The organism is Streptomyces cavernae (genome assembly GCF_004023625.1).
Lineage (GTDB): Bacteria > Actinomycetota > Actinomycetes > Streptomycetales > Streptomycetaceae > Streptomyces > Streptomyces cavernae.
Genome location: NZ_RPDJ01000011.1, coordinates 322,256 through 344,010 on the forward strand (window position 1 = coordinate 322,256; position 21,755 = coordinate 344,010).

General features: G+C 68.4%; 15 protein-coding genes. 12 read left to right on the plus strand and 3 right to left on the minus strand.

Annotation, left to right across the window (positions count from 1 at the left end; all coding sequences use genetic code 11):
• Positions 1-59: 59 nt before the first annotated feature.
• Positions 60-2,927 (minus strand): helix-turn-helix transcriptional regulator, encoded by a 2,868-nt coding sequence (locus EF387_RS23400; protein WP_128378549.1) that lies wholly within the window; start codon positions 2,925-2,927, stop codon positions 60-62.
• Positions 2,928-3,182: 255 nt separating this feature from the next.
• Here EF387_RS23400 and EF387_RS23405 point away from each other — a divergent pair, with 255 nt between their 5' ends.
• Both EF387_RS23405 and EF387_RS23410 read left to right on the plus strand, forming a co-directional pair.
• A complete protein-coding gene (locus tag EF387_RS23405) occupies positions 3,183-6,074 on the plus strand; it encodes an AAA family ATPase (protein ID WP_128378550.1) in 2,892 nt (963 codons plus the stop codon).
• A 657-nt stretch (positions 6,075-6,731) separates the two neighbouring features.
• The gene (locus EF387_RS23410) at positions 6,732-9,647 is read left to right on the plus strand and encodes an AfsR/SARP family transcriptional regulator (RefSeq protein ID WP_128378551.1); all 2,916 of its coding nucleotides are present in this window, start codon (positions 6,732-6,734) and stop codon (positions 9,645-9,647) included.
• A 151-nt stretch (positions 9,648-9,798) separates the two neighbouring features.
• On the opposite strand, the gene EF387_RS23415 is transcribed toward EF387_RS23410, so the two are convergent.
• A complete protein-coding gene (locus EF387_RS23415) occupies positions 9,799-11,064 on the minus strand; it encodes a condensation domain-containing protein (RefSeq protein WP_128378552.1) in 1,266 nt (421 codons plus the stop codon).
• A gap of 119 nt (positions 11,065-11,183) precedes the next feature.
• A complete protein-coding gene (locus EF387_RS46750; protein ID WP_155589781.1) occupies positions 11,184-11,333 on the minus strand; it encodes a hypothetical protein in 150 nt (49 codons plus the stop codon).
• 241 nt (positions 11,334-11,574) lie between these two features.
• Here EF387_RS46750 and EF387_RS23420 point away from each other — a divergent pair, with 241 nt between their 5' ends.
• From EF387_RS23420 to EF387_RS23465, 10 genes are all read left to right on the plus strand, one after another.
• The gene (locus EF387_RS23420; protein ID WP_128378553.1) at positions 11,575-12,594 is read left to right on the plus strand and encodes an ABC transporter ATP-binding protein; all 1,020 of its coding nucleotides are present in this window, start codon (positions 11,575-11,577) and stop codon (positions 12,592-12,594) included.
• A 2-nt stretch (positions 12,595-12,596) separates the two neighbouring features.
• Positions 12,597-13,364: an ABC transporter permease gene (locus tag EF387_RS23425; protein WP_128378554.1), complete on the plus strand. Its 768-nt coding sequence runs from the start codon at positions 12,597-12,599 to the stop codon at positions 13,362-13,364.
• Complete coding sequence (locus tag EF387_RS23430) at positions 13,361-14,149, plus strand: ABC transporter permease (RefSeq protein ID WP_128378555.1); 789 nt, start codon at positions 13,361-13,363, stop codon at positions 14,147-14,149. The genes EF387_RS23425 and EF387_RS23430 overlap by 4 nt, the downstream gene beginning before the upstream one ends.
• 35 nt (positions 14,150-14,184) lie before the next feature.
• Positions 14,185-14,628, plus strand: a complete 444-nt coding sequence (locus EF387_RS23435; RefSeq protein ID WP_128378597.1) for a cobalamin B12-binding domain-containing protein — start codon at positions 14,185-14,187, stop codon at positions 14,626-14,628.
• Positions 14,625-15,932 (plus strand): methylaspartate mutase, encoded by a 1,308-nt coding sequence (locus EF387_RS23440; RefSeq protein WP_128378556.1) that lies wholly within the window; start codon positions 14,625-14,627, stop codon positions 15,930-15,932. The genes EF387_RS23435 and EF387_RS23440 overlap by 4 nt, the downstream gene beginning before the upstream one ends.
• Positions 15,933-16,029: 97 nt before the next feature.
• Positions 16,030-18,372 carry a lantibiotic dehydratase gene (locus tag EF387_RS23445; RefSeq protein ID WP_128378557.1) on the plus strand — a complete coding sequence of 781 codons (2,343 nt, stop codon included), beginning with the start codon at positions 16,030-16,032 and terminating at the stop codon, positions 18,370-18,372.
• Positions 18,369-18,761, plus strand: coding sequence for a nuclear transport factor 2 family protein (locus EF387_RS47125; RefSeq protein ID WP_162467189.1), 393 nt, complete (start codon positions 18,369-18,371; stop codon positions 18,759-18,761). The genes EF387_RS23445 and EF387_RS47125 overlap by 4 nt, the downstream gene beginning before the upstream one ends.
• Positions 18,762-18,765: 4 nt before the next feature.
• Positions 18,766-19,011 (plus strand): acyl carrier protein, encoded by a 246-nt coding sequence (locus EF387_RS23455; protein ID WP_128378559.1) that lies wholly within the window; start codon positions 18,766-18,768, stop codon positions 19,009-19,011.
• Positions 19,012-19,019: 8 nt separating this feature from the next.
• On the plus strand, positions 19,020-20,489 hold the full coding sequence (locus tag EF387_RS23460) for an AMP-binding protein (protein ID WP_155589782.1): 1,470 nt from the start codon (positions 19,020-19,022) through the stop codon (positions 20,487-20,489).
• Positions 20,486-21,739, plus strand: coding sequence for an ATP-grasp domain-containing protein (locus tag EF387_RS23465; RefSeq protein WP_128378561.1), 1,254 nt, complete (start codon positions 20,486-20,488; stop codon positions 21,737-21,739). Before EF387_RS23460 ends, EF387_RS23465 begins: the two co-directional genes overlap by 4 nt.
• Positions 21,740-21,755: the final 16 nt, after the last annotated feature.

Consider the following 21,755-nt stretch of genomic DNA (forward strand, 5'->3'; position numbering starts at 1 on the left):
TGCTTTCTGAACAGAGTCAGTGGGGGCCTGCTCGGGAGCATGGGGTGGTGTCCGCCGGGTCAGTGGTCGTCCGCGCTGTGGGGGCTGGGAGGATCGCAGACGGTGCCGGAGGTGGTGAGGCTTCCGTTGAGCCAGGCGGCGGTGAGTTCCCTCCGGGAGCGGGAGCCTGTGCGCTGGAACAGTCGTGTCAGGCGCTGTTCCACCGTTTTGGGGCTGCAGGCGAGTTCTGCGGCGATCTGCCGGTTGCTCGCACCGTCAGTGACCATGCGCACCAGTGCGATGTCGGGTTCGGTCAGCTTGTGGTGGCCTTGGCGGAGTCTCGGTACGGGGATGTTGCGCTGTTGTGCGGCACGGGTGACTGCGGTGCGGAAGGGGCGTCCCAGACCCAGGGTGTGGGCGTTGTGTACGGCCTCGGTCAGCCAGCGCCGGGGGTCGTCGGCGATGCGTGTCAGGCACAGGCAGCAGATGACGCTCAGGTGTACGTCGCCTCGGAGCTTGATCAACCGGTGGGCGGTCAGTGCACTGTCCGCGTCGTGGTGCGCGATGCCGCGTGCGAGGAGGAGGGCCTCGTGGGTCATGGGGGTGGCTGCCTCCTCGTGCAGGGTTTCCACTTCCTCCAGGGCCTGTTGGACCGTGTGCGGCTGATCCGAGTCGGCGGCAAGCGACAGGATGCGCAGCAGCAGCCGCTCGACACCGGCGAGCTGGCCGCTCTTTCGTGCCTGCCGAGCGTCGTGCCAGGCTTCCTCCAGCGCCTCCTCTCGTCGGCCCGACCAGTACCGGACCGCCAGCCGCGCCCGGGCGGCTAAGGGATGAGTGAGGGTGTCGGGGACCAGGTCGAGCCACGTTGTGGCGCGTGCGACGTCCCCGCGCGTGCAGTGGATCTCCGCGGCCAGCGCCCGTGGCAGGTGCGGGGTGCCCGCCGCCGCGTGGGTGCGGCTGCGCACCTCGATGCGGCGGGCGGCCGCCAGAGCGGCGTCCCAATCCCCTGACAGGTAGTCGCGCACCATGCCCCGGTACTGGACGGCGATGCCCTCGGGTGCCGCGACATACCGGTCGCCGAGGACTGCTGCGAGAGCGCCGGCCAGGTCTGCGTATGCGGCGGCGCTGCGCAGCTGGTCCAGGGTGTGGTCGTCGATGGCGTCGGGGGGCATGTGCTGCCGCGCGCGGCTCAGTTCGGTGTGGCTGCCGACCGCGGCGGTCATCAGGTGGAGTTCGGTGGGCTTGGGCAGCGGCATGCGGCGGTGTCCGGGACCGGAGGTGTCCAGGATGTGGCGGGAGGCCTCTGTCGGCCGAGCTGTCAGCGGGCCGATGCTGTAGAGGCCGCCCAGTGCCGCAAGCCCGGCCGCGGCGGGAAACCGGTCAGCGACCTTGCCGAAGCGAGGGTGGATGCTATCGGCGCAAGGGGCTCGGTGTTCGTGAAGGGCTGCCCACACCCATGCGGCGGCAATGCTCGACAGGCAGGCCGGTTTCTCGACGCCCTCGGTGTGTTCGGTATGCGGTGGGTCCAGGAGGGCGAGCAGCGGCTTACCGAGCGCCAGGAGCCCTTCGTGGTCGCCGTGCCGCAGGCTCAGGCTGCTCGCCTCGTGGAGCACACCACGGGTGCGCGGGTCCTGTGGTGTGAGCCGGTGAAGCGCGGCCGCGTAAGCGCGGGCCGATCGGGGCCAGTTGGTCCCGGCCTCCTGGCGGGCTGCGGCCAGCAGCAGCGGCACGGCGAGGGCATCGTCTAGGAGCGGGCCGGAGGCTGCGACGCGATCGGCCAGCCTCGGGTAGCCGCGGCCGGTGGCTTCGGCACCGAGCTCGTCAGCCAACCGCTTGATGTACCGGGCGGAGTTGCCCTGCACGTCGCGCTGGATGGGCAGGGTCCGTAAGGCCGCGGCGAGCGCCGGGACGGCGAATGACAGGCGGCCCTGCGGGTCCACGGTCAGGATCCCGTCCTTGATCAGGCGGTCCAGTGCGTGCTCAAGGGACCGGGCGCCAGCCGATGGCGTCATCGTGAACGCGTCGTCGATGTGCACTTCAGCGTGGTCCAGTACATGGGCGGTGACGATCGCCGCCTTGATGGTCTTGGAGTCCGCGGGCGTGTCGGGCCAGCCGAAGCGGAGCAGCTCGGCCGTCCCGGTGGCCAAGCGCAGCCGTTTTTCCGGAAGCGCGAGGCATGAGCGGCCGTCGAGTTCCAGCAGGTCCTGCTCGTCCAGCGCGTCGAGCACCGACAGCACGGCGCGGGGGTTGCCCGCCAGTGTGCCCAGCGCCCGCGACACAGCATCCGGCAGCGCGGGTTCGGCCGGACGGCCGAACCGCCGTGTGATGTGGATGTTGACGAGCGTGGCGACGTCGGCAGGCTGCAGTGGGGGCAGTTCGAGCACCTGGTCGGCTGCGGCCGTAAGGCGGGCGCGGACGGGTTCCGCCGCGGGCCTCGGCCGGCCGGCCATCACCACGGGTATGCCTCGCGGGCGGAAGACCCGCAGCAGCAGCGCCAAAGCGTTGGCGCTGTGCTGCGGCATCCGCTCGACGCTGTCGACTACCAGCGCGAACGGGGTCTGGCGGGATGCCTCCGTCAGTGCCTCGGAGAAGGCGGACAGCGCGCTCGCCCCGCCCTCCCGCGCGGCGGTGCGCAACTGTGCTCGGCGGAGTGCGGTGAGAGGTGGCAGGCAGCCGTAGGGGTCCTCGACGGTCAGGCCGCAGCCTGCGTCGAGGACGGTCGCGTCGGCCGTGTCCTCGGCGTCTTCGTCTTCCCAGCCGAGCCGCACCACTGCGGCGCCGGCCTGGGCTGCCGCACGCTGCGCCTGCTCCAGTACCGCGGTCTTGCCCATCCCCGCCTCTGCGGTGACCAGCAGGGCACGGGCCGCTTCACCGGTGGCGCGCAGGGCCTCCACTACGTCGCGGACCGCGCCGTCTCTGCCGATGACCGCTCCACGCTGTTGCCGCACGGTGCCGCTCCGCTCGTTCTCCTCAACCCTGAGGAGAGATGGCTCCTGGCCACTTTCCGTTCCTTCCACCCGGCCGGAAATGAACGGCACTTCTGGCGCCGGAAGTTGGCGCGCCCAGGCCCTGGCGGCTCACGGCGTGGCGACGACGCTCATAATGTCCGCACACCGACGAAAGGCCGGGTGCGGGCACACAGCCGGAGGTGGCCGCGTTCACTGTCCGCCCGGGCATATCTCTGAACAAGGAAGTACCGCACAGTGGCTGCATGGTCGGACACCAACGAACTGATCGGCTGGGGTACGCCCGCGGGCCTGGACCGCACCGGTGACAGTCTGCTCGGCCGCGAGCGCGAGTTGGAGCAGAGCCACGACTTCCTGAGCGACCCTGACGGTCCCCGCCTGGTGCTCGTGCGGGGCGAACACGGCGTGGGCCGCAGTGCGTTCCTGAAGGCGGTCGGTGAGCGGCTGCGTGCGCAAGGGACTGCCGTGCTGGCGGTGGACTGTGCGCCGGGCGACGGTGAGCACCCGCTGCTGCTGGCGTTACGGCTGGTCATGGCGCTGGAGGCGCACCGGTTGGCCGCGGAGCGGAGGCTGCCTGCCGGACAACCGGTCGCGCGGGCGCTGTCCGCCGTCGACCGGCGCGACCGGCGGGCGATGGACACGCTGCTCCGCGCCGCTCTTGCCCAGTCCGGGCCCGTGGCCGTGCTGGTCGACGATGCCCAACATGCCGATCCCGAATCCGTGGCCGTGCTCCTCGGGATCGATTTCCGGCGGCTCGTGCCCGAAGTCCGGCTGGTGGTGTCGGCGGCGCGGCACGTCGAGCGGAGCGCGGGCGGAGTGGGCGGGGCCGTGGAACAGATGGCAGACGTCGCGGGCGTCCGCATGGTGGTGCTGCCCCGCCTGGGACCGGAAGACGTGACCGCGCTGGTGGCGCGGTGGTTGCGGGCGGTGCCCGACGCCGAACTGGCCCGGCGGGCACACGAGCTCACCCGCGGGGTCCCGGGGGCGGTCGACGCCCTGCTCACCGGCTGGACACGGCGGGGCGAGATCCGGGTCGCCGACGGCCACGCCTTCATCGTGGCGAGGGCGCCGGTTCCGGTGATGCCGGACGGCGACCGGTTCGTCACGGCACTGGACGCGCTGGGCGAGCCGTGTCGCGCGGTGGCCGCGGCGCTGAGCATCCTGTGGCCGCTCGGCCGGCCGGCCCTTCAGCTGATCGCGGTGTGGACAGGGATGTCCGCCGATGCTGTCGACGCCGGTGTCCGCGGCCTGGTCGAGGCGGGGGTCGTCGACGAACTGCCCGGCCCGGACGGCACCACGCCACGGGGCTGGACGTTCCGCCTTCCCCTGATGGCACACACCGTCCGGGAACGGCTGAGGCCGATGGAACGCAGCCGGCTGTCCGCCATCGCGGTCGAGGTGCTCTGGGCGGACGCGGACGCGGCGCGCGCCGGGCAGGCGATACGCCGGGCAGCCGCCTTGCTCGACGAGGCGGAAACGCAGATCTACTTGGCGGACCGGATCGCGGACGCGGGCATCCTGGTCGACCGTGAACGCGCGGTGGCCGAGTTGACGGCCACCGCCGAACAGGTGGTCCCCGACACCGAGGGGCGGGGGATGCTCCGGTGGTTCCGGGCCGCCGCCCACCTGATCGAGCAGCCCGCGGCCCGCGGTCTGGCCCTGCAACGCTACGTCAGGGCCGCCTACACGGCGGGCGACCACCAGACCGGGCGGACCATCGCGGAAACGATGCTGCGCAACCCGGGAGAAGCACTGACCGAACTGGCACTGCAGGAGGCGGCCTGCCTTTTCGTGGCGGAGACGGCCAAGGCGATGGACTGGCCGAAGCTGTCCCGGCTGGCGACGGCACGCTGGTGGGACGAACTGCCGATACCCGCCCTGGCCAGGGTGTGCGGCCAGGCCCTGGCCCTGGTCCAGCTGGCGAGGTGGCAGGAGGCACGGGAGCTGCTCTCACGGACGGAACCGGTATGGAACACCAGCCCACCTGCCCGTGCGAAGCCCAGAATCTTCAGCGCAGCGGCGGAACTGGCGCTGGGCCGGCCGGAGCCCTTCCGACACGAACTGGCCATGCGGGAGGCGCCGGAGCTGCCCCCCGAGGAGGTGTACTCGAATGCCGTGGCCCTGTTCGACGAACTGGCCCACGGCTGGGACCTGGCCGCGGCGGAAACCCTGCTGGAGACCTGCGGGCTGACCGTGGAGGTACTGCCCCCGCTCAGCCGGTTCCTCTGGCACCACCTCACCGGCCGGTGGGACCAGGCCCTGGAGTCGGCCCGTCCGCTGCTGGCAAACAACGAGATCCAGGCTCCTACGGCGGACAGTTTTCCGCTCCCCGCGCCGACCGCGGCCATCCTCCTCGCCCGGGGCCGTACCACCAGTGCCCTGCGCGTGCTGGAAAGCGTACGGAATCCACAGGAGGCTCCGCCGGCGTACTCCATAAACGCCGCCGAAGCAGAGGTGCTCAGAACCCTCGGCGACCTGGACGGGGCTGAGAAGACTCTGCGCCGCGGGCTGGACACGGCACAGACGCACGCCCACGTCTACGGCACGGAAGCGCTGTGGGCCCTGCTCGCCGAGGTGACGGCCGAAGCGGGACGCACAGCCGAGGCGTTGACCTGCCTGGAACGCCTGGAGCGGATCGCCGCCCGGATGGGCAGCGGACGGGCACGGCTCAGGTATCTCCTGACCTCGGCCCGGGTCCTGCGCCAGGACGCCCCCGACACCGCCTGCGGACACCTGTGCGAGGCGGTGGAACTGGCCCGCTCCCGCGGCCTGCCGTTCGAGACGGCGACCACCCTGGTGGCGGCCGCCACCGCGGGTGCGGTCCCGGCCGCGCTGCTGCACGAGGCGTATGAACTGTTCGGCCTGACCGGCGCCGCCTTGTGGCGCTTCCACACGAGGACCGCGCTGCGCGAGGCCGGACTGACCGTCCCCGGCCGCAGAGAGGCCACCGCCGAGAACGACCACCTGCTTGCCACGCTGATCGCCGAACAGCTCACCAACCGTCAAATCGCCACCGTCCTACACACCAAAGAAGACGCAGTGGCCAACCGCCTGTCCCGGCTGTTCGCCCGCACCGGAAAACGCTCCCGCACCGAACTCGCCGCCTCGGTACTCACCGGCACCCTCTGACACAGCAAGGCCCTGCGCTGCCGGGCTTGTACCGGTCGCACGGTCGCTGCCGCCATTCCGGGTCCCGACCGGCAGTGAACATCCGGTTCGCGACAGGTTTCCCTGTACTTAGCCGCTGAACGGCCCAGGCCGCTGAAACGGCTGCTCACGCCTGGCACGATCGTGACCCGTGGCACCCGTGAGACACGGAGTACGGCACCGCGCAGCCGTCAGTCGCCGTTGCCCACCATGTGGGTCGCGCAGCTGGACCACGCTGTTTCCTGATTCGAGGCGGACGAATTATCGGTAGGCGTTTGCCGGTATCAATGCGCCTCGAATCCGGTTGAATCCGCACTGGACGCGATCCGGTCCGGAGGCGGGGCAAACGCGAGCTGATGTAGACACCACGCACTCGAAAGACGAGAAACCCGTGAACCATGAGCATTCCAGCAGCGTGGCGGTCACCACGGGTGCCAGTGCCAGCCGCGGGGCCTCGATCACGCACCGCCCGCCTACCGCCAGATACTGATGATCTCCGCGACTAGTTATGCAACCTTTCATGTCAGGCACGCATCTCTGACCGCGGCGGCACTTATGAGGGTCAACGGTTGCGGGTTCCGCCAAATTGTTCAAAGCCGGGCCGCATGGCCTGGCCGGTACCACACAGACAGGTCGTGCATGGCAGACTCGGCAGGCTACGGCGACAGCAGCGTAGCGGCGGCTCCTTTCCGGGTGCTCGGGCCGCTTGAGGTGAGCGGCGAGCTGTGGGCCGTGTACGTGGCACCAGGGCGGCAAGAGATCGTCCTCGGGGCACTGGTGCTCGAACTGAACCGGGTGGTGGAGACGAACTATCTGGTGGATGTGATCTGGCCTCATGATCCGCCGAAGACCGCACGAACCCAGGTGCAGATCTGCGTGTCCCGGCTCCGTAAGGCGCTGTCGGACGGGGGAGTCGATGCCACCATCGAGACCCGCGCCCACGGGTACATCCTGAGGGCGCCGGAGGACGCAAGCGACCTCGGCAACTTCCGTCGCTTGGTGATCAAGGCACAGGACCTGGCCCGTGCCGGTCTGAAGGCGCCTGCGGTGGAAACGCTCCGCTCGGCGATAAACCTATGGCGGGGACGGTGCCTAGCCGGTGTGCCCAGTGAAGTCCTGGCCGGCACGGCAGCCAAGTTAGACGAGATCCGCCTGGAAGCAGTGGAAACCTGTATGCGGCTGGAGCTGGAGCTGGGTCGCCACGAGCATCTGGTGGGCGAGCTTCACCAGCTTGTCGCTAGTCATCCGCTGCGTGAGCGGCTGCGGGGGCATCTCATGATGGCGTTGTATCGCTCGGGTCGGCAAGCGGAGGCCCTGGACGCATACCACCAGGGCCGCGAATTGCTCACCGAGGAACTGGGCCTGGACCCGAGCAGGGAGTTGCGCGACCTGGCGCAAGCGATCCTGACCGAGGACCCCGTCCTGGTACTAGCCGAATCGGCCGAACCGCCTTCTGCCTTGACGACGCATCCTTCTCAGGCGGTGCAAGACTCTGGTGCGGATCCCGGCCCGGTCGTCACGCCCCGGCAACTGCCCGCCGATATCGGCGATTTCGTAGCCGACGACACGATCGTTTCGGCGGTCTGCGATGCCGTCACTCGAGGGCAGAAAAGGGGACTGCTAAGCGTGGTTTTGGTGCTTGGCAGGCCTGGTGTCGGCAAGAGCACGCTGGCCACGCACGTGGCGCACCGACTGGCCGATGAGTACTTCCCGGACGGACAGCTCTACTGTGAACTTAGAGGGCCGGGTGGACAACCGGTGGATCCGGTTCAGGCGTTGGGGCGGTTCCTCCGTGCTCTGGGCATACCGGGCGAGTCCATACCCGATTCGCTTGACGAGCGTGCGGAGATGTACCGCAGTCTTCTGGCCGATCGCCGGCTCCTGGTGCTGCTGGATGATGCGGTGAGTGAGTCGCAGGTGATGCCGCTGCTGCCCGGGACCGGCAGCAGCGGCGTGCTGGTCACCAGCCGGGGTCAGCTCGCGGCTTTGCCGGGGACACGCCGGTTCGACGTGGAGCCGCTGGTCCCGGAGCAGGCAATGCGGCTCCTTGGGCGGATCATCGGGGAGCATCGTGTGGAAGGGGAAGCGGAGGCGGCGCGGGTCCTCATACGATTGGTGGGCGGGCTGCCGCTCGCGCTGCGTATTATCGGCGCGCGCCTGGCTGCGCGCCCGCACTGGTCACTCACCTCCATGTGGCATCGCCTTGAGGACGAGCAACGCCGATTGGACGAGCTGGCATATGGCGAGCTGTCAATCCGGGCAAGTCTTTCGCTCAGCTACGACGGCCTGGCGGCGGCCGACCGTCGCCTCTTGTCCCTGCTCAGCCTGGCCGAGGGGAGGGTGATTCCGAGCTGGCTGGGTGCCGCCCTCCTCGACGACCGCACGCCGTACCCCGCTGACCTGCTGGAACCGCTCATCGACATGCGGCTGCTCGATATCACCGCCATGGACCAGGGCGGGGAGTTCCGGTGCGGACTGTCGCGCATCGTACGGTCCTTCGCGCACGAACGACTGACCGCGGAGATTCCCGAAGCGGAACGCGCCGGAGCGGTGCGGCGTATGGTGGGCGGCTGGATGGCGCTCGCGGAGCGGGCGCACAAGGAGATCTACGGCGGTGCGTACACGATCGTGTCGGGCCGGGCCGAACGATGGCATCCGCCGGAGGACTACGTCCGGCGGTCCCTCCGCGACCCGCTTGAGTGGCTGGATGGTGAGCAGAGCAGTCTGGTGAACGCGGTTGAGCTGGCGGCCCGGTCCGGGCTGGACGAGGTGTGTTGGGAGCTGGCCACCACTCTGGTGACGCTGTTCGAGGCCCGTGGCTATCCCGACCTCTGGGAGCGCACGCACCGGGTAGCGCTGACCGCGGTACAGGAGGCGGGCAACGAACGTGGCCAGGCGGCGGTTCTCGGCTCGCTGGGTACTTTGTACCTGCAACGGGGCGAGCACGAGGCAGGAAGCCCTTACCTGAGCGCCGCCTTGGAGATTTTCGAGCGTGCCGGGGAGGCAGGCGGTCAGGCGCTGTGCCTGCGTGACCTGGCGCGCATCAAGCGACACCGCGGTGATGACGATCAGGCACTGGTCCTCTACGAGAACGCTGAGCGCAACTTCGTGCGGGCGGAGGACGTCATCGGCCGGGCGCACGTGCTCGGCGAGATGGCACACATCACGATGCGGCGAGCAGACTTCACGCGAACCCGTTCCTATCTCGACGAGGCCCTCGGGATCTGCCGGTCAGTCGGCTTCGAACGGGGCCAAGCCCTCGCGCTACGGCGGCTGGGCCAGATGCTGATGTACCAGCAGCAGTACGAGGCTGCGGAACGGACCCTGCTTGAGGTCCTCGCCATGGTCAGGGCGAGCGGCGACCTGGTCGGCGAGGGGTATGTGCTGCACGATCTCGGCAGGGTCAATGTCCATCTGCGCCGAGTGGAACAGGCCGTCCAGAACTACTCGCAATCAGCCACGGTTCGGGAGCGGATCCGTGACCACAACGGGGCCACCGCTGTACGGGCAGACATGATTGCCGTCATTGGCAAGCCGATGACGGCAATCGGCTGACACCAGCAGGCAAATGCCAGTCCGTCACGCCCTCGGCGTGTTGTCGAGGGCGTGATGCTGGCGAGGGTCACGGCGACCGGGCTTCGCCGAGGCCCAAGGTTAAAGACCGGCAAGGCGTGGTTTTCCGTCCGGAAAGCGCTTTGGCACGCTCTTAGTGGAGCGCTTGAACCCGGTCGGTGAAGGAATTTTTCACGCGCTGCAGGAGGTCACGGACGCTCTCGACCTCCATGTCCGATGGATCGAAAGCCATCCGGAACATGAAACCGCCCGAGGCAAGCGGAAAGATCTCGAACGAAAGGTACTCGACGATCCGGTCGCTCCGCTGGTCGGCAACATCGTGCTCGCTGATGCCCTCTACTGGCGCGGGCATGAAATTCACAATAAGCTCACGTCGGCAGGCGGCCCATCCACGCATTGCCCCATCCGATACATCGGCAACCTCCCAAAGATAATCCCAAGGAGTGTGTTGGTATGGGAGAACCTGTTGCCAGGCAGCGCTTGCCACCGATACGGCGGAGTCGAAATTGCCGAGATCTGGATGGCGAAGTCGGATCGGCATCGAACTGTTTAGACATCCGAACGTCTCTGCAGATCGGGCCGTACGCCCGCTGGTGACGGCTTGGAGTGTTATTTCATCAGCGCCCGAACTCTGCGCTGCTGTCGCTGCCACCGCTCCCAGGACCAAGATGAACGGCGTCGCCCGGTTCTTATGGCACGCCGCACGAAGAGCGGCGGACGACACCGGGACGTGGCCACTGAGGCAAATCGATCCGCTCCCCTGGCCAGGCTCGGCATCGGCGATTCCGGGCAGTGGAGTCGCGTGGGTCGGGAATGTGCCGCCCAGATGCGACAGCCAGAACCTGCGGGCGTCCGTATCGGCGGTGGGATCGAACTCTCTGCGCTGCTCGGCTACCCAGGCGTGGTACTGGCCTGCACCCTTCCCGGGTGCGCCCTCCGCACCGGTACACAGCTCCCGACGCAGCAGAGCCGCACTGCCCATGTCGGCAATCAGGTGGTCGAAGACGGCGATTGCCGTACGTACCGGCCGTCCATCCACCGTCTGATGCCGAACGACGGTGAGGTTCCACAGCGGACTCTTGCCACGCTCAAGACGGATGTGCTTCTGCTCAGATATGAACGTGCGTATCTCCTGCGCCTCGGAACACTGTTCGTGCCGCAACGGAGGATCGACGCTGCTTGCGTAGGTAATCCCTCCTGCGTCGGCATCGACGGCCCGCAGGTTGGGTTCCCGGTCGACCATCCGAATGAGCCGTCGACCGAGTTCGTCATCCGTGACCGTATCGGGTATGGCGAAAGTGGTGACGAAGGCCTCACCCTGGCCGTTTTGAGCCTCCCGCGCGAGAGCCCTTTCCTGCTGCCAGGAAAGTGGGCCCTTTATCACAGTCGAGGAATGCATCGGTCTCCATGCTTAAAGAAAGGGACTTGAGTCTTCAGCATGCTCACGGCGGCGGGTGACGCGCTGGATGCCCAGCACCAGGCCGTGCGTTGCTTGCGGAAACGCTCCTGAGTAGTTCGTCACGTCCATGGCGTGTTGCCATCGGGCGTACCGCCGGCGAGCGTCACGGCGGCCAGGCCCTGCTCCATGCCGTGCTGAACTCCTGCGACGACGCCCAGGACCAGCCCGACGACAGCCGCCGCGGCAACCAACAACTTCTTGACGGCCATTTCGGTACCCCTTCGATGTGGCGGTTCGTCTCGCAACCCGTTCCGCAATCCGTCCGGCGTTGCTGCGACCAGCATGGGCCAGGTGCCCATCGCGGCCACATGCCCTCGCTATCACGGCCCTATCCCGGTCCTGTCGGCGGCCGTGGATGTGCTGGGATGCCGGGCCGATAGGGCGACACCGGAGATTGAGTCCTGCCGACCTCGGCGCCCCTTCGGGGGACGGCCCTCAAGGAGTAATCCGATGACCGTAGTGACCCGGGACGCGGTGACGCTCGCCCCGTTCGGCGTCCCGGAACCCGAACTGCAGTACAGCGCGGGGACCCCCGCGATAGCAGCGGTGGACCTTGTCAGGGAGTACCCACGGAAGAGGAAGGACCCTGTGCGTGCGCTCCAGGGCCTCTCCCTGACCGTGGCCCAGGGAGAGGTGCACGGCCTCCTCGGCCCGAACGGGGCAGGCAAGACCACCTTGGTCAAGATTCTGAGCACCATTCTCCTGCCGACCTCCGGTCAGGCCACCGTCTGTGGCCATGACGTCGTACGCCACGGCCGTGATGTACGAGAGCTGATCGGTGTCGTGATGGGCGGCGACCGCGGGTTGTACACCCGGTTGACCGGCCGCCAGAACCTGGAGTTCTGGGGGGCTCTGCAGAAGGTCCCCCGCAAGGTGCTGCGGTCGCGCACCGAGCACTTGCTCGAACGGCTCGGCCTGGCGGCAAAGGCGGACGCGCGGGTCGAGACGTACTCGCGCGGCATGAAGCAGCGGCTACACCTGGCACGAGGGCTGATAGGGGACGCCCGGGTGCTGTTCCTGGACGAGCCGACCATGGGAATGGACCCGGTCGCCGCCCGCGAATTCCGCAAGCTCATAGGCGAGTTGCGCGACGAGCAGCGCACGATCCTGTTGGCGACCCACGACATGACCGAAGCTGAAAGCCTCTGCGACCGGGTGAGTTTCGTACGGGACGGCACAGTCGTCGCCACCCGCTCGCCACATGCGGTGGCGGGATTGGTATCGGCCGTACAGGGTCTCGAACTGGACAGCGCGGATGCCGCCCTCGCTGCCACCCTGGCCGAGGTCCCCGGCGTCACCTCCGTCACCACCGACGGCGCGACCACCCGGATCCTCGTCCGCTCCCAGGACGACTTCCCGCGCCTGCTGCACCTCTTGGCGGACCACGGCGTCACGTCGCTGCGCACACTGAGGCCTTCCCTCGAGGACGTCTACGTGCGGCTCATCGGCGACCGAGGACTGGAGGTCTGACCATGGGCACCGTCCGCGCCGGGTTTGTTCTCCAAATGCGTTTCTACCGCCGCTATCCCGACCTGCTCGTCCCGCTGCTCACCGCACCGCTCTACGGCGGAATCTTCGCAATGATCATGAGGTACAACGGGCGGACCGATCTGGTCGGTGCCGTGTCACTCACCCCCTTCTACATGTCCTTGTGGTGGTTCGCTCTGTTCAGCGGCGGATGGATTATCCAGACGGACCGCTGGGAGGGCACCCTTGAATACCTTGTGTCCGCGCCGGCCGACTTCGCGGCGGTGGTCTTCGGCCGGGTCGGCGCAACCATGCTGTCCGGGGTCGCGGCGTTCGCGGAGACCTGGTTGTTCGCCCGTTACGTGCTGCGTGGCGACGTCGCGGTACGCCACTGGGGCGTCTTCGCCGGCTCCTTCGCGCTCACCCTGTTCGCGATGGCAGCGACCGCGCTGCTGATGGCTGCCACCTTTGTACTGGCCCGCAACGCCGTTACCTTCTCGAACTCGGCCAGCTTCCCGTTCTACGTGCTCAGCGGGATCCTGGTGCCCATCGCGCTGCTGCCCGGCTGGCTTCAGCCGCTGTCCGAGGCCGTCTTCCTGTCCTGGTCCGCCGACCTGCTGCGGGCCAGCATCGCCACCGGCCCGGTTCCCCACCCGGTACGAGGCATGGTCATGATCGCGCTGCTCGGGACGTGCGCGTTGGCCGCCGGATACACCGTCCTGCGGCGCATCCTCGGACAGGTGCGCCGCACCGGAGAGCTGGGGCTGCGATGAACCTGCTGCTCATCATCCGCCGTGCCTTCTGGCTCGGCGCCCGAGACTACACGGCGATCTTCACGTGGAAGACCTGGCTGACCAACTGGTTCGTCCGGGTGGTCGCCCAGGTCAGCTTCTTCGCCCTGATCGGACGCATGCTCGGCGATCCCGGCCAGACACAGTTCCTGCTCGTCGGCAACGCGGTGTTGCTGGCCGCGATGGTGGGGATGTACGCCGTCAACATGGTGAGCTGGGAGCGCAACGCCGGCACCCTGCCGCTGCTGGCCGCCGGCCCCACCCATCCAGCGGTGGTACTCACCGCCCGCGGCTCCTACCTGATCCTTGACGGCACCCTGTCGGCCTCCGGCGCTCTGCTGGTGACTGCCCACCTGTTCGGCATGCCGCTGCCCTGGCCGCGAGCCGCAATTGTGATCGCCCTGATCGCCGTGGTCGCCGCCTCCGCGTACTGCTTCGGCATCCTTGCCGGCAGCCTGCTCCTGGGCTTCCGCTCGATCCAGACGATCGTCACCAATGTCGGCCTGGTCACTTTGATGACCTTGTGCGGGGTGAACGTCCCGCTGGACTTCTACCCGGAACCGATGCGCTGGGTGGCATCCGTGCTCCCGTTGACCAACGGGCTGGTGGCGGTCCGTCTCGCCGTGACCGGCCAGTGGCAGGCCGCCCTGTTCCCGGCGGCGTGGGAAGCGCTGGTCGGTATCGGGTGGCTGACTCTCTGTCTGCTCATGGTCACCGCACTCGTCCGGCGCGGCCGCCGGCACGGAACCCTTGACTACGCGTCGTGACCGGCAACGCCCATCTCATTCGTACGGAGTGCACGATGCCCCGGACAATCTCCCCTACCGCCGTCGTGAGTACGGTGTCCTCCGACGCGCACACCTGGAACCTGATCTTCCTCGAGCTGCTGCTCACCGAGACCGGTTACCGCGTCCACAACGTCGGCGCATGTGTTCCCGACGAGTTACTGATCGAGACCTGCCGCACGCGGAACCCGCATCTGCTGGTGCTCAGCTCCGTCAACGGACACGGCGCGATCGACGCGGAGCGCTTGATCAAACGTCTGCGCACCGTGCCGGAACTGGCCGCGCTGCCGACCGCTGTCGGCGGCAAGCTGGGCACCGACGGCGAGAGCGGCCTGTCCACGCGCCGGAGGCGGCTGACCCGCGCGGGTTTCACCGCGGTGTTCGAGGGCGCAGCAGCAGTCGCACGCTTCCAGACCTTCGCGCGCGGCGTGCGTGACTCCGTGCAGGGAAGCCAGCCATGACAACCGCCACCCAGCAGGACTTCGGAGGCGTCGTCCGCAGAGCGCGGGCCCGCGGTGAGATCGTGGTGCAGCCCCGGATGGGGTTCAGCGACCCGGCTCTGATGCGCTCAGGACTGGCAGCCGTGGCCGCATTGAAGGCGGCGACCGCCGGGACGATCACTGTCGACAGCTACACCCGGCTGGGGGACTACGCCGCCCTGCGTTCGGCCCTCGACGCCGGGGAGAACCTCAACGGCTATCCCCTCGTCACCGCTGGGGAGCAGACCACCAGGAAGATCACTCAGGGACTCGCCGACGACGGCTTCCAGATCCAGGTGCGCCACGGCAGCCCAGCGCCGCTCGACATCGTCCGCGCGATGACGGACGCCGGCCTCTGCGCGACCGAAGGCGGCCCGCTGTCGTACTGCCTGCCCTACAGCAGACTCCCCGCGGCCGAGTCCGTGGAGAACTGGCGCAGGACATGCGAACTGCTCGCGGCCCTGCACGGCCCGGACACAGTGCCACACCTGGAGACCTTCGGCGGCTGCCTCATGGGCCAGTTGTGCCCGCCGGAACTCCTCATCGCCGTCAGCATCCTGGAAGGAATCTTCTTCCGGCAACACGGCCTGCGCAGCGTCTCCCTGAGCTACACCCAGCAGACCCACCACGCACAGGACCGCGAGGCGCTCACGGCACTGCGGACACTGGCCGGCGAATACCTCGCCGACATCGACTGGCACATCGTGCTCTACACGTACATGGGAGTGTTCCCCGCCACCGCCGACGGCGCACGGCGGCTCAGGAGACAGGCCGCCCGGCTGGCCGTCGAAGGGCACGCCGACCGGTTGATCGTCAAAACCGGGGCCGAGGCGCACCGCATTCCGACAGTGGCCGAGAACACCACGGCATTACTTGACGCCGCAGACGATCTCACAGCGGCAGCGGGCAACCCCCTACCCGGAAACGACGACGGTATTCACACAGTCCTGCACGATGCACGGACCTTGATCGAGGCAACGCTCGAACTGTCCCGGGACGTTGGCGCCGCCCTGACCGGCGCACTGCGCCGCGGCTACCTCGACGTGCCGTTCTGCCTGCACCCCGACAACCCCGGCCGGGCCGTCTCACGCATCGACCGGACCGGACGGCTGACCTGGCTCTCGGTCGGGGCCATGCCGCTGCGCCCCGGTCCTGGACCGGCCGCACTGACCTCCACCGAACTGCTGGCCGACCTCGCCCACGTCGCCAACCACTTCGACGGACTTGAACCCCGCTCCCCACTGCCGCACCAGCCGCACCTCGACAGCGGAAGGAACTCTCAATGACCGCCGGCACCTTGACCCACAGGCCCTGCGCCCTCGCTGCAGACCGCGCACCCCACCACCTTGCCGCCCAGTTGCCCGCCCCTGCGGGAGCCAGCCGATGATAGAGCCCCAGCAGGCCCGCATCGGCGAGAGCGAATGGGCCCTGTGGCCCACGGCCATGGTCCGTGGCGCGGGATTCCCCGCGTCGGCCGTCCAACGCCTCGCCGACGAACGGCTCGCAGCCCTCGCTGACGCGACAGACGAGGCCGGCTCCCAGGACGCCTTCCTGCGAGCGTGGAACGAAGCCGCTGAACGGACCAGCCACGAACTCGCCGAAGTGGCCAACTCCGAGCTCTTCCGGTTGGCAGTCGGCTGGCAGAACGCCCACTTCCTGCACACCGCAGTCGATCCGTTCCTGCGCCAGCGCGCCGAGAAACGCCCCGCCAACCACAAGCGCCGTGCACGGGAACGGGCCATTGCGACGTACTGGCAACGGTACTGCCTCAAGAACGAGTCCATCGGGTTCTTCGGGCCGACGGCCTGGGCCACGGTCGGCGACGACGACGAGGTCATGCGCGCCGATCCGGGCAACGACCTGGTCGCCGAGGCCACCGTCTACCTTGAGCGGTGGGCGGTCGACACACTCGCCCGCAGCGTGGCGGAGAAGCACGACCTGAGGCCCTGGCTGCGCCCACGGCGCAGCCCCATGGCATGCCTCGACGGCGACCGGATCAGCCTGCCCGACGGCAGCGGCGAACCGGTGGACGAGTGCTCCGCCAGGGTGCTGACCATGGCGGACGGCATGATGACCGCCCGACAGCTCGCCCAGCACCTGGTCGAGCGGGCCGAGCTTGCGGTAACCAACGAGACAGAGGCATTCGCCCTGTTCGAACGGCTCCGCCAAAAGCGCTTGCTGATCTGGCGGCTCGAACTCCCGACCTCCCTGACCGCCGAGGAGGACCTGCTCGCCCTGCTCAGCGGAATCGACGACGAAACTATTCGAGCCGAGACAGTCGGCCAGGTCACCGAGCTGATCGACGGCCGTCGGCGGCTGCAGGCCGTCTGGAACAAACCTGCCGAGCTGCGGCCCGAGTACGACCGGCTGGAACAGATCTTCCAGCAACTCACCGGAGCCCACGGCACCCGGCACGACGGCCAGGCATACGGCGGCCGAACGCTCGCCTACCTGGAGTGCCGCCGCGACCTCGTCATGCGACTGGGAGCCGGGTTCACCCACGCGATGCGCCCGATCACCGGCGTGCTGGACAGCATCCGCTGGCTGACATGGCGGATTCGCGAGCAACTCGAACCGGATCTGCGTGCGGCCTACCAGTCGGCCCAGGAGCGCCACCACGGGGCCGACGCCGTCGACGCGGCCACGTTCTGGGTCGCTTGCCTGCCGCTGCTGGGCGGCCGCATGGACACCGTGGTCCGCGAAACTGTCGCCGAGTTCCACCGGCGCTGGAACACCGTCCTCAACCACGACCCTGCCGCGCCCCACGCCGCCTACACCGCCGCAGAGCTGGAACCGGCGCTCAAGGAACTGTTCGACGCCCCCCGACCCGGGTGGAGCCAGGCCCGACTGTCCTGTCCCGACGTGATGGTGGCCGCGGAAAGCGACGAGGACGTCCGCCAGGGACGATTCACCCTCGTACTCGGCGAGGTTCACGCCGCGATGAACTCTCTCGACTACATCTCCATAGCCGCCACCCACCCCACACCGGGCCTCCTGCACGCCGGCCTCGACGCCAGCTTCCCCGGGCCGAGGCTCATGCCGGTGCTGCCCACGGAGAGCCGTCCGCCCTTCACCGCGCGGTCCCACCCGGCCCTCTTCCGCCCCACCGACTGCCAATTCGCCGTCATGCCGCAAACACCACTCCCGCGAGCGGGCACCACGGTCCTGGCCGCCGACGCGGTCGTCCACGAACGCGACGGCCGGCTTGTCGTCTCCACACCGGGCAGCTCCACGGAATTCGACGCGATCGACCTGCTCGGTGAGGCACTGAAAGCCCTGATGCTGCGACACTTCAGTCTCTTCCCCATCGGGCACCACCGCCCTCGGATTCTGGTGGACGACGTCGTCCTCGCCCGCGAGGGCTGGCGCGTACCGGCGAGCGAACTGGACTTCGCCCGCATGCCGGAAGGGCCCCAACGGTTCGCCGCAGCCCGCCGCTGGGCTTCGCAACTCGGCTTGCCCCGCCACGTCTTCGTCAAGTCCCCCGTGGAGACCAAACCCTTCTACGTCGACTTCACCGCACCCGTCTTCATCGACCTCCTCGCCGCCTGCGCCCGCCGCACCGCCAAGGACGGCACGGCCGACGAGGCGGCCACGCTCACCTTCACCGAGATGGCCCCCGGCCCGAACCAGCTCTGGCTCACCGGCCCCGACGGACAGCGGTACACCTCCGAGCTCCGGTTCGCCGCCCACGACCTGCGCGTACCGACCGGAGGCGGACATTGAAACCGTCGACGGCGGCCCTGACCGCAGCCGGAGTCGACCACATCAAGCTCGCTTACCACTACGCAGATACCGGCGACATCGACGGATACGGCTCACTCCTCGACACCAACGTGGAGATCGACGCTCCGGGCTTCCTACGCGGCCGAGGCCGGACACAGGTACTGGATCGCGCCGCGCAACTGGCTCCGCGACAGAACCAGCATCACATCCACGACATCATCGCGGACCGGCACCGCGTCGCCGTAGTGGGCACCGCCTACACCCGGCACCCGGCCGCCGCCGTGGAATTCACCGATGTCTTCACCCTGTCCTCCGACGGGCTCATCCTGCGACAGCGTCGCTACCTGCCCGTCAACGACACCAGCACCAGCACTCATGGAGAGGAATAGGCCGATGAGCCACACGGTCCCCGACCTCAGCCAGGTCATCGAACTCGTCACGGAAATCGTCGGACACCAGCAAGTCACCGCAGACAGCAACTTCTTCGACGCAGGCGGCGACTCGCTGACAGCTGCTCATCTGTCGCTCCTGCTGGAAGAACGCTTCGGCCTAGGCGTGGATGTCTTCACCATCTACGCGTCCGAGGACCTGCGCGAAATCCACACGGCACTGCTCGCCCCCACGGGACACCCCGCGTGAGCACCGGAATGCTCACCACGAATCGCCCGGCAACGGACTCCGTCCTGATGAGCCGGGTACGCCAAGTCGCAGCCGAGCGCGGCGGAAACATCGCGATCGCCGGGCCGCGGGCCTCCCTCAGCTACCGCGACCTGATGGACAGGGCCGACGCCTGGACCGGGTTACTGCGCGGGTACGCGCCACCCCCTGGGGCCGTGGTGGCCCTGCGGGTGGCGGACCCCACTTTCCTCGCCTCCGCCTTCCTCGCCGTCCGTGCCGCCGGACTAGTGCCGATGCTGATCGACCCGCATTCCCCCGCAAGCCGCCGCACAGCGGTTCTGGCCGCAGCCCGTCCGGCCCTGTCGATGGACGTATGCGACACCCCCGAAATCGCCGAACAGGCGCCCAACCCGAAGCTGCTGCCTGCCGACGCGGGCTACCTGGGCTTCACCTCCGGAACCCAGGGCCCGCCCAAGGGCATCGTCGCCCAGGAACGCGGTGTACTGCACTTCGTCGACTGGGAAACCTCGGCTCTCTCTGTCCGCCCCGCCGACCGCATCGCGATGATCAGCCCGCCGACGTTCGAAGTCGTGTTCCGCGAACTGTTCGTCGGCCTCACCGCGGGCGCACAACTCATCGCCGCAGACGCCGTCACCCGCACCGACCAGCGTGCCGTCCTTCCCTGGCTGAAGGACCACGAAGTCACCGTCGTGCACGCCGTCCCCAGCCTGGCGGCACGCTGGACCGCAGCGGCTCCCCGTGCCCGCCCGGACCGACTTCGGTGGACCCTGTTCGCCGGCGAACCGCTGCACGCCTGCCACGTGGACGCCTGGCGCGGCGCGGCCCCGCACACCGAAGTCGGCAACCTCTACGGGCCGTCAGAGACGACACTGGCCAAATTCTTCTACCACGTGCCCCACGACCGCCGCCCCGGCCTGCAACCAGTCGGCAAACCCCTGCCCGGAGCGCACTTGCAGACCCTCGAACCCGCAGGCGGCGTCTTCCGCGTGGGCATCGAAACCCCCGACGGCTCCTTCGGCTACCTGGAGGGCACAGCGTCACCCGAAGACCACGCCGCTCTGACACGCACAGCGGGCACGACTGTCTTCCACAGCCAGGACCTCGGAACGCTGGACGACAACGGTCACCTGGTCATCAAGGGACGCCTCGACGCACGAGTCAAACGGCGCGGGGTGTTCGTCGACCTCGGCGCCATCGAGGAGGCAGCAAACCGGCTTCCCGGTGTCCAGCTGGCCGGCTGCGTGCAAACCGCTCCCGCCACGGGCGGCACCATCGTGCTGTGCGTCGAAGTCCGTCCGGAAGTTTCGGTGTCGGACGTTCGCAAGGCCTTGATGCGGGCGCTCGGACCGCAGTCGCCGGACCGGGTCGTCGCCCTCCCTCGGGTGCCGCTCTCCCCGAACGGCAAGATCGACCGGCGGGCGCTCCTCGCAGTCCTGGAGGCAGCGCCGCTGCCGACCCCGGGTGGGCCAGGCGCATGACGAAGCGCACGGTTGTCATCGTCGATCCGTACTCCTCCGGAGTCTCGTACGCGCCCGCCCTGCGCAGGGCGGGTTTCTCACCCGTCGCTGTCCGCTCCACCCCCTTCCCGGCCGAGCAGTTCACCTCCAGCTTCCGCCCGAATGACTTCGACAAGCACTGGGTGGAGAACACCGACCCGAACGTCCTCGTGCGGCAACTGGCTCCGCTGGGCGTCGCTGCCGTGGTCCCCGGCTCAGAGAGCGGAGTGCGGCTCGCCGACCAACTCGCCGCAGAACTCACACCGACGACTGCCCATCTCCCTTCACTCGCCCACTGCCGTCACCACAAGGGCCACATGATGGCCGCAGTCGCCGCCGTAGGCCTGCCAGTCACCCCCACCGTCTGCGTCCGCGAGCCGGACCAGGCGGCCGGATTCGTGCGGCGCGATGACATCGCCGGACATGACCTGGTGATCAAACCAGCGACCAGTGTCTCCAGTGATGGTGTGACGCTGGCTCCCGGCGGTCGGGGCTGGCGGTCCGCTGTCCAGGCACTGCTCGGCAGGACCAACGCCACCGGCGTACTCAACGAGGAGGTCGTCCTCCAACGGCGCCTGATCGGCCCCGAGTACGTCGTGAACACCTTCACCGCCGAGGGTCGGCACTTCGTAACCGACGTGTGCCGCTACACCAAAGTGACCAACGGTGACAGCTTCGCGGTCTACCAGGACGTGGACTTCCTGGCGATGGACGCCCCTCACGTCCCGGAGCTGATCGCCTACGTGCAACAGGCCCTGGACGCCCTCGGGTTCAGGTTCGGACCGGCACACACCGAGGTGATACTCACGCCGGAAGGCCCCCGGCTCGTCGAGGTCAACTCACGCATCGCCGGCAGCGGGATGGCCGCCGCCGCCGAACTGGCAACCGGCAACAGCGCAGTCCGGTTGCTCGTGCGGCACCTGCAGGGAGAACGTGACCATCCCGATGGATTCACCCTGCGCCGCGCAGTGAAGGTGGCCATGTTCCTTGCCAGGGAAAGCGGCATTGTCACCAACGCCGAAGCCTTCGAGCAGATCCAGACCCTCCCAACCTGCCGCGGTCTGAACCACAACGTCCGCAACGGCACCCGTGTCCAGGCGACCTCCGACCTGTTGTCGTCCCTACGCCTCGGCTGGGCGCTGCTGGCCCATCAGGACCCGGCCCACGTGGATCGCGACTACACCCGCTTACGAACCTATGCGGCCGGCCTGCGCATTCTCCCCACGGAGTGACCGAGAAGGATCCCCC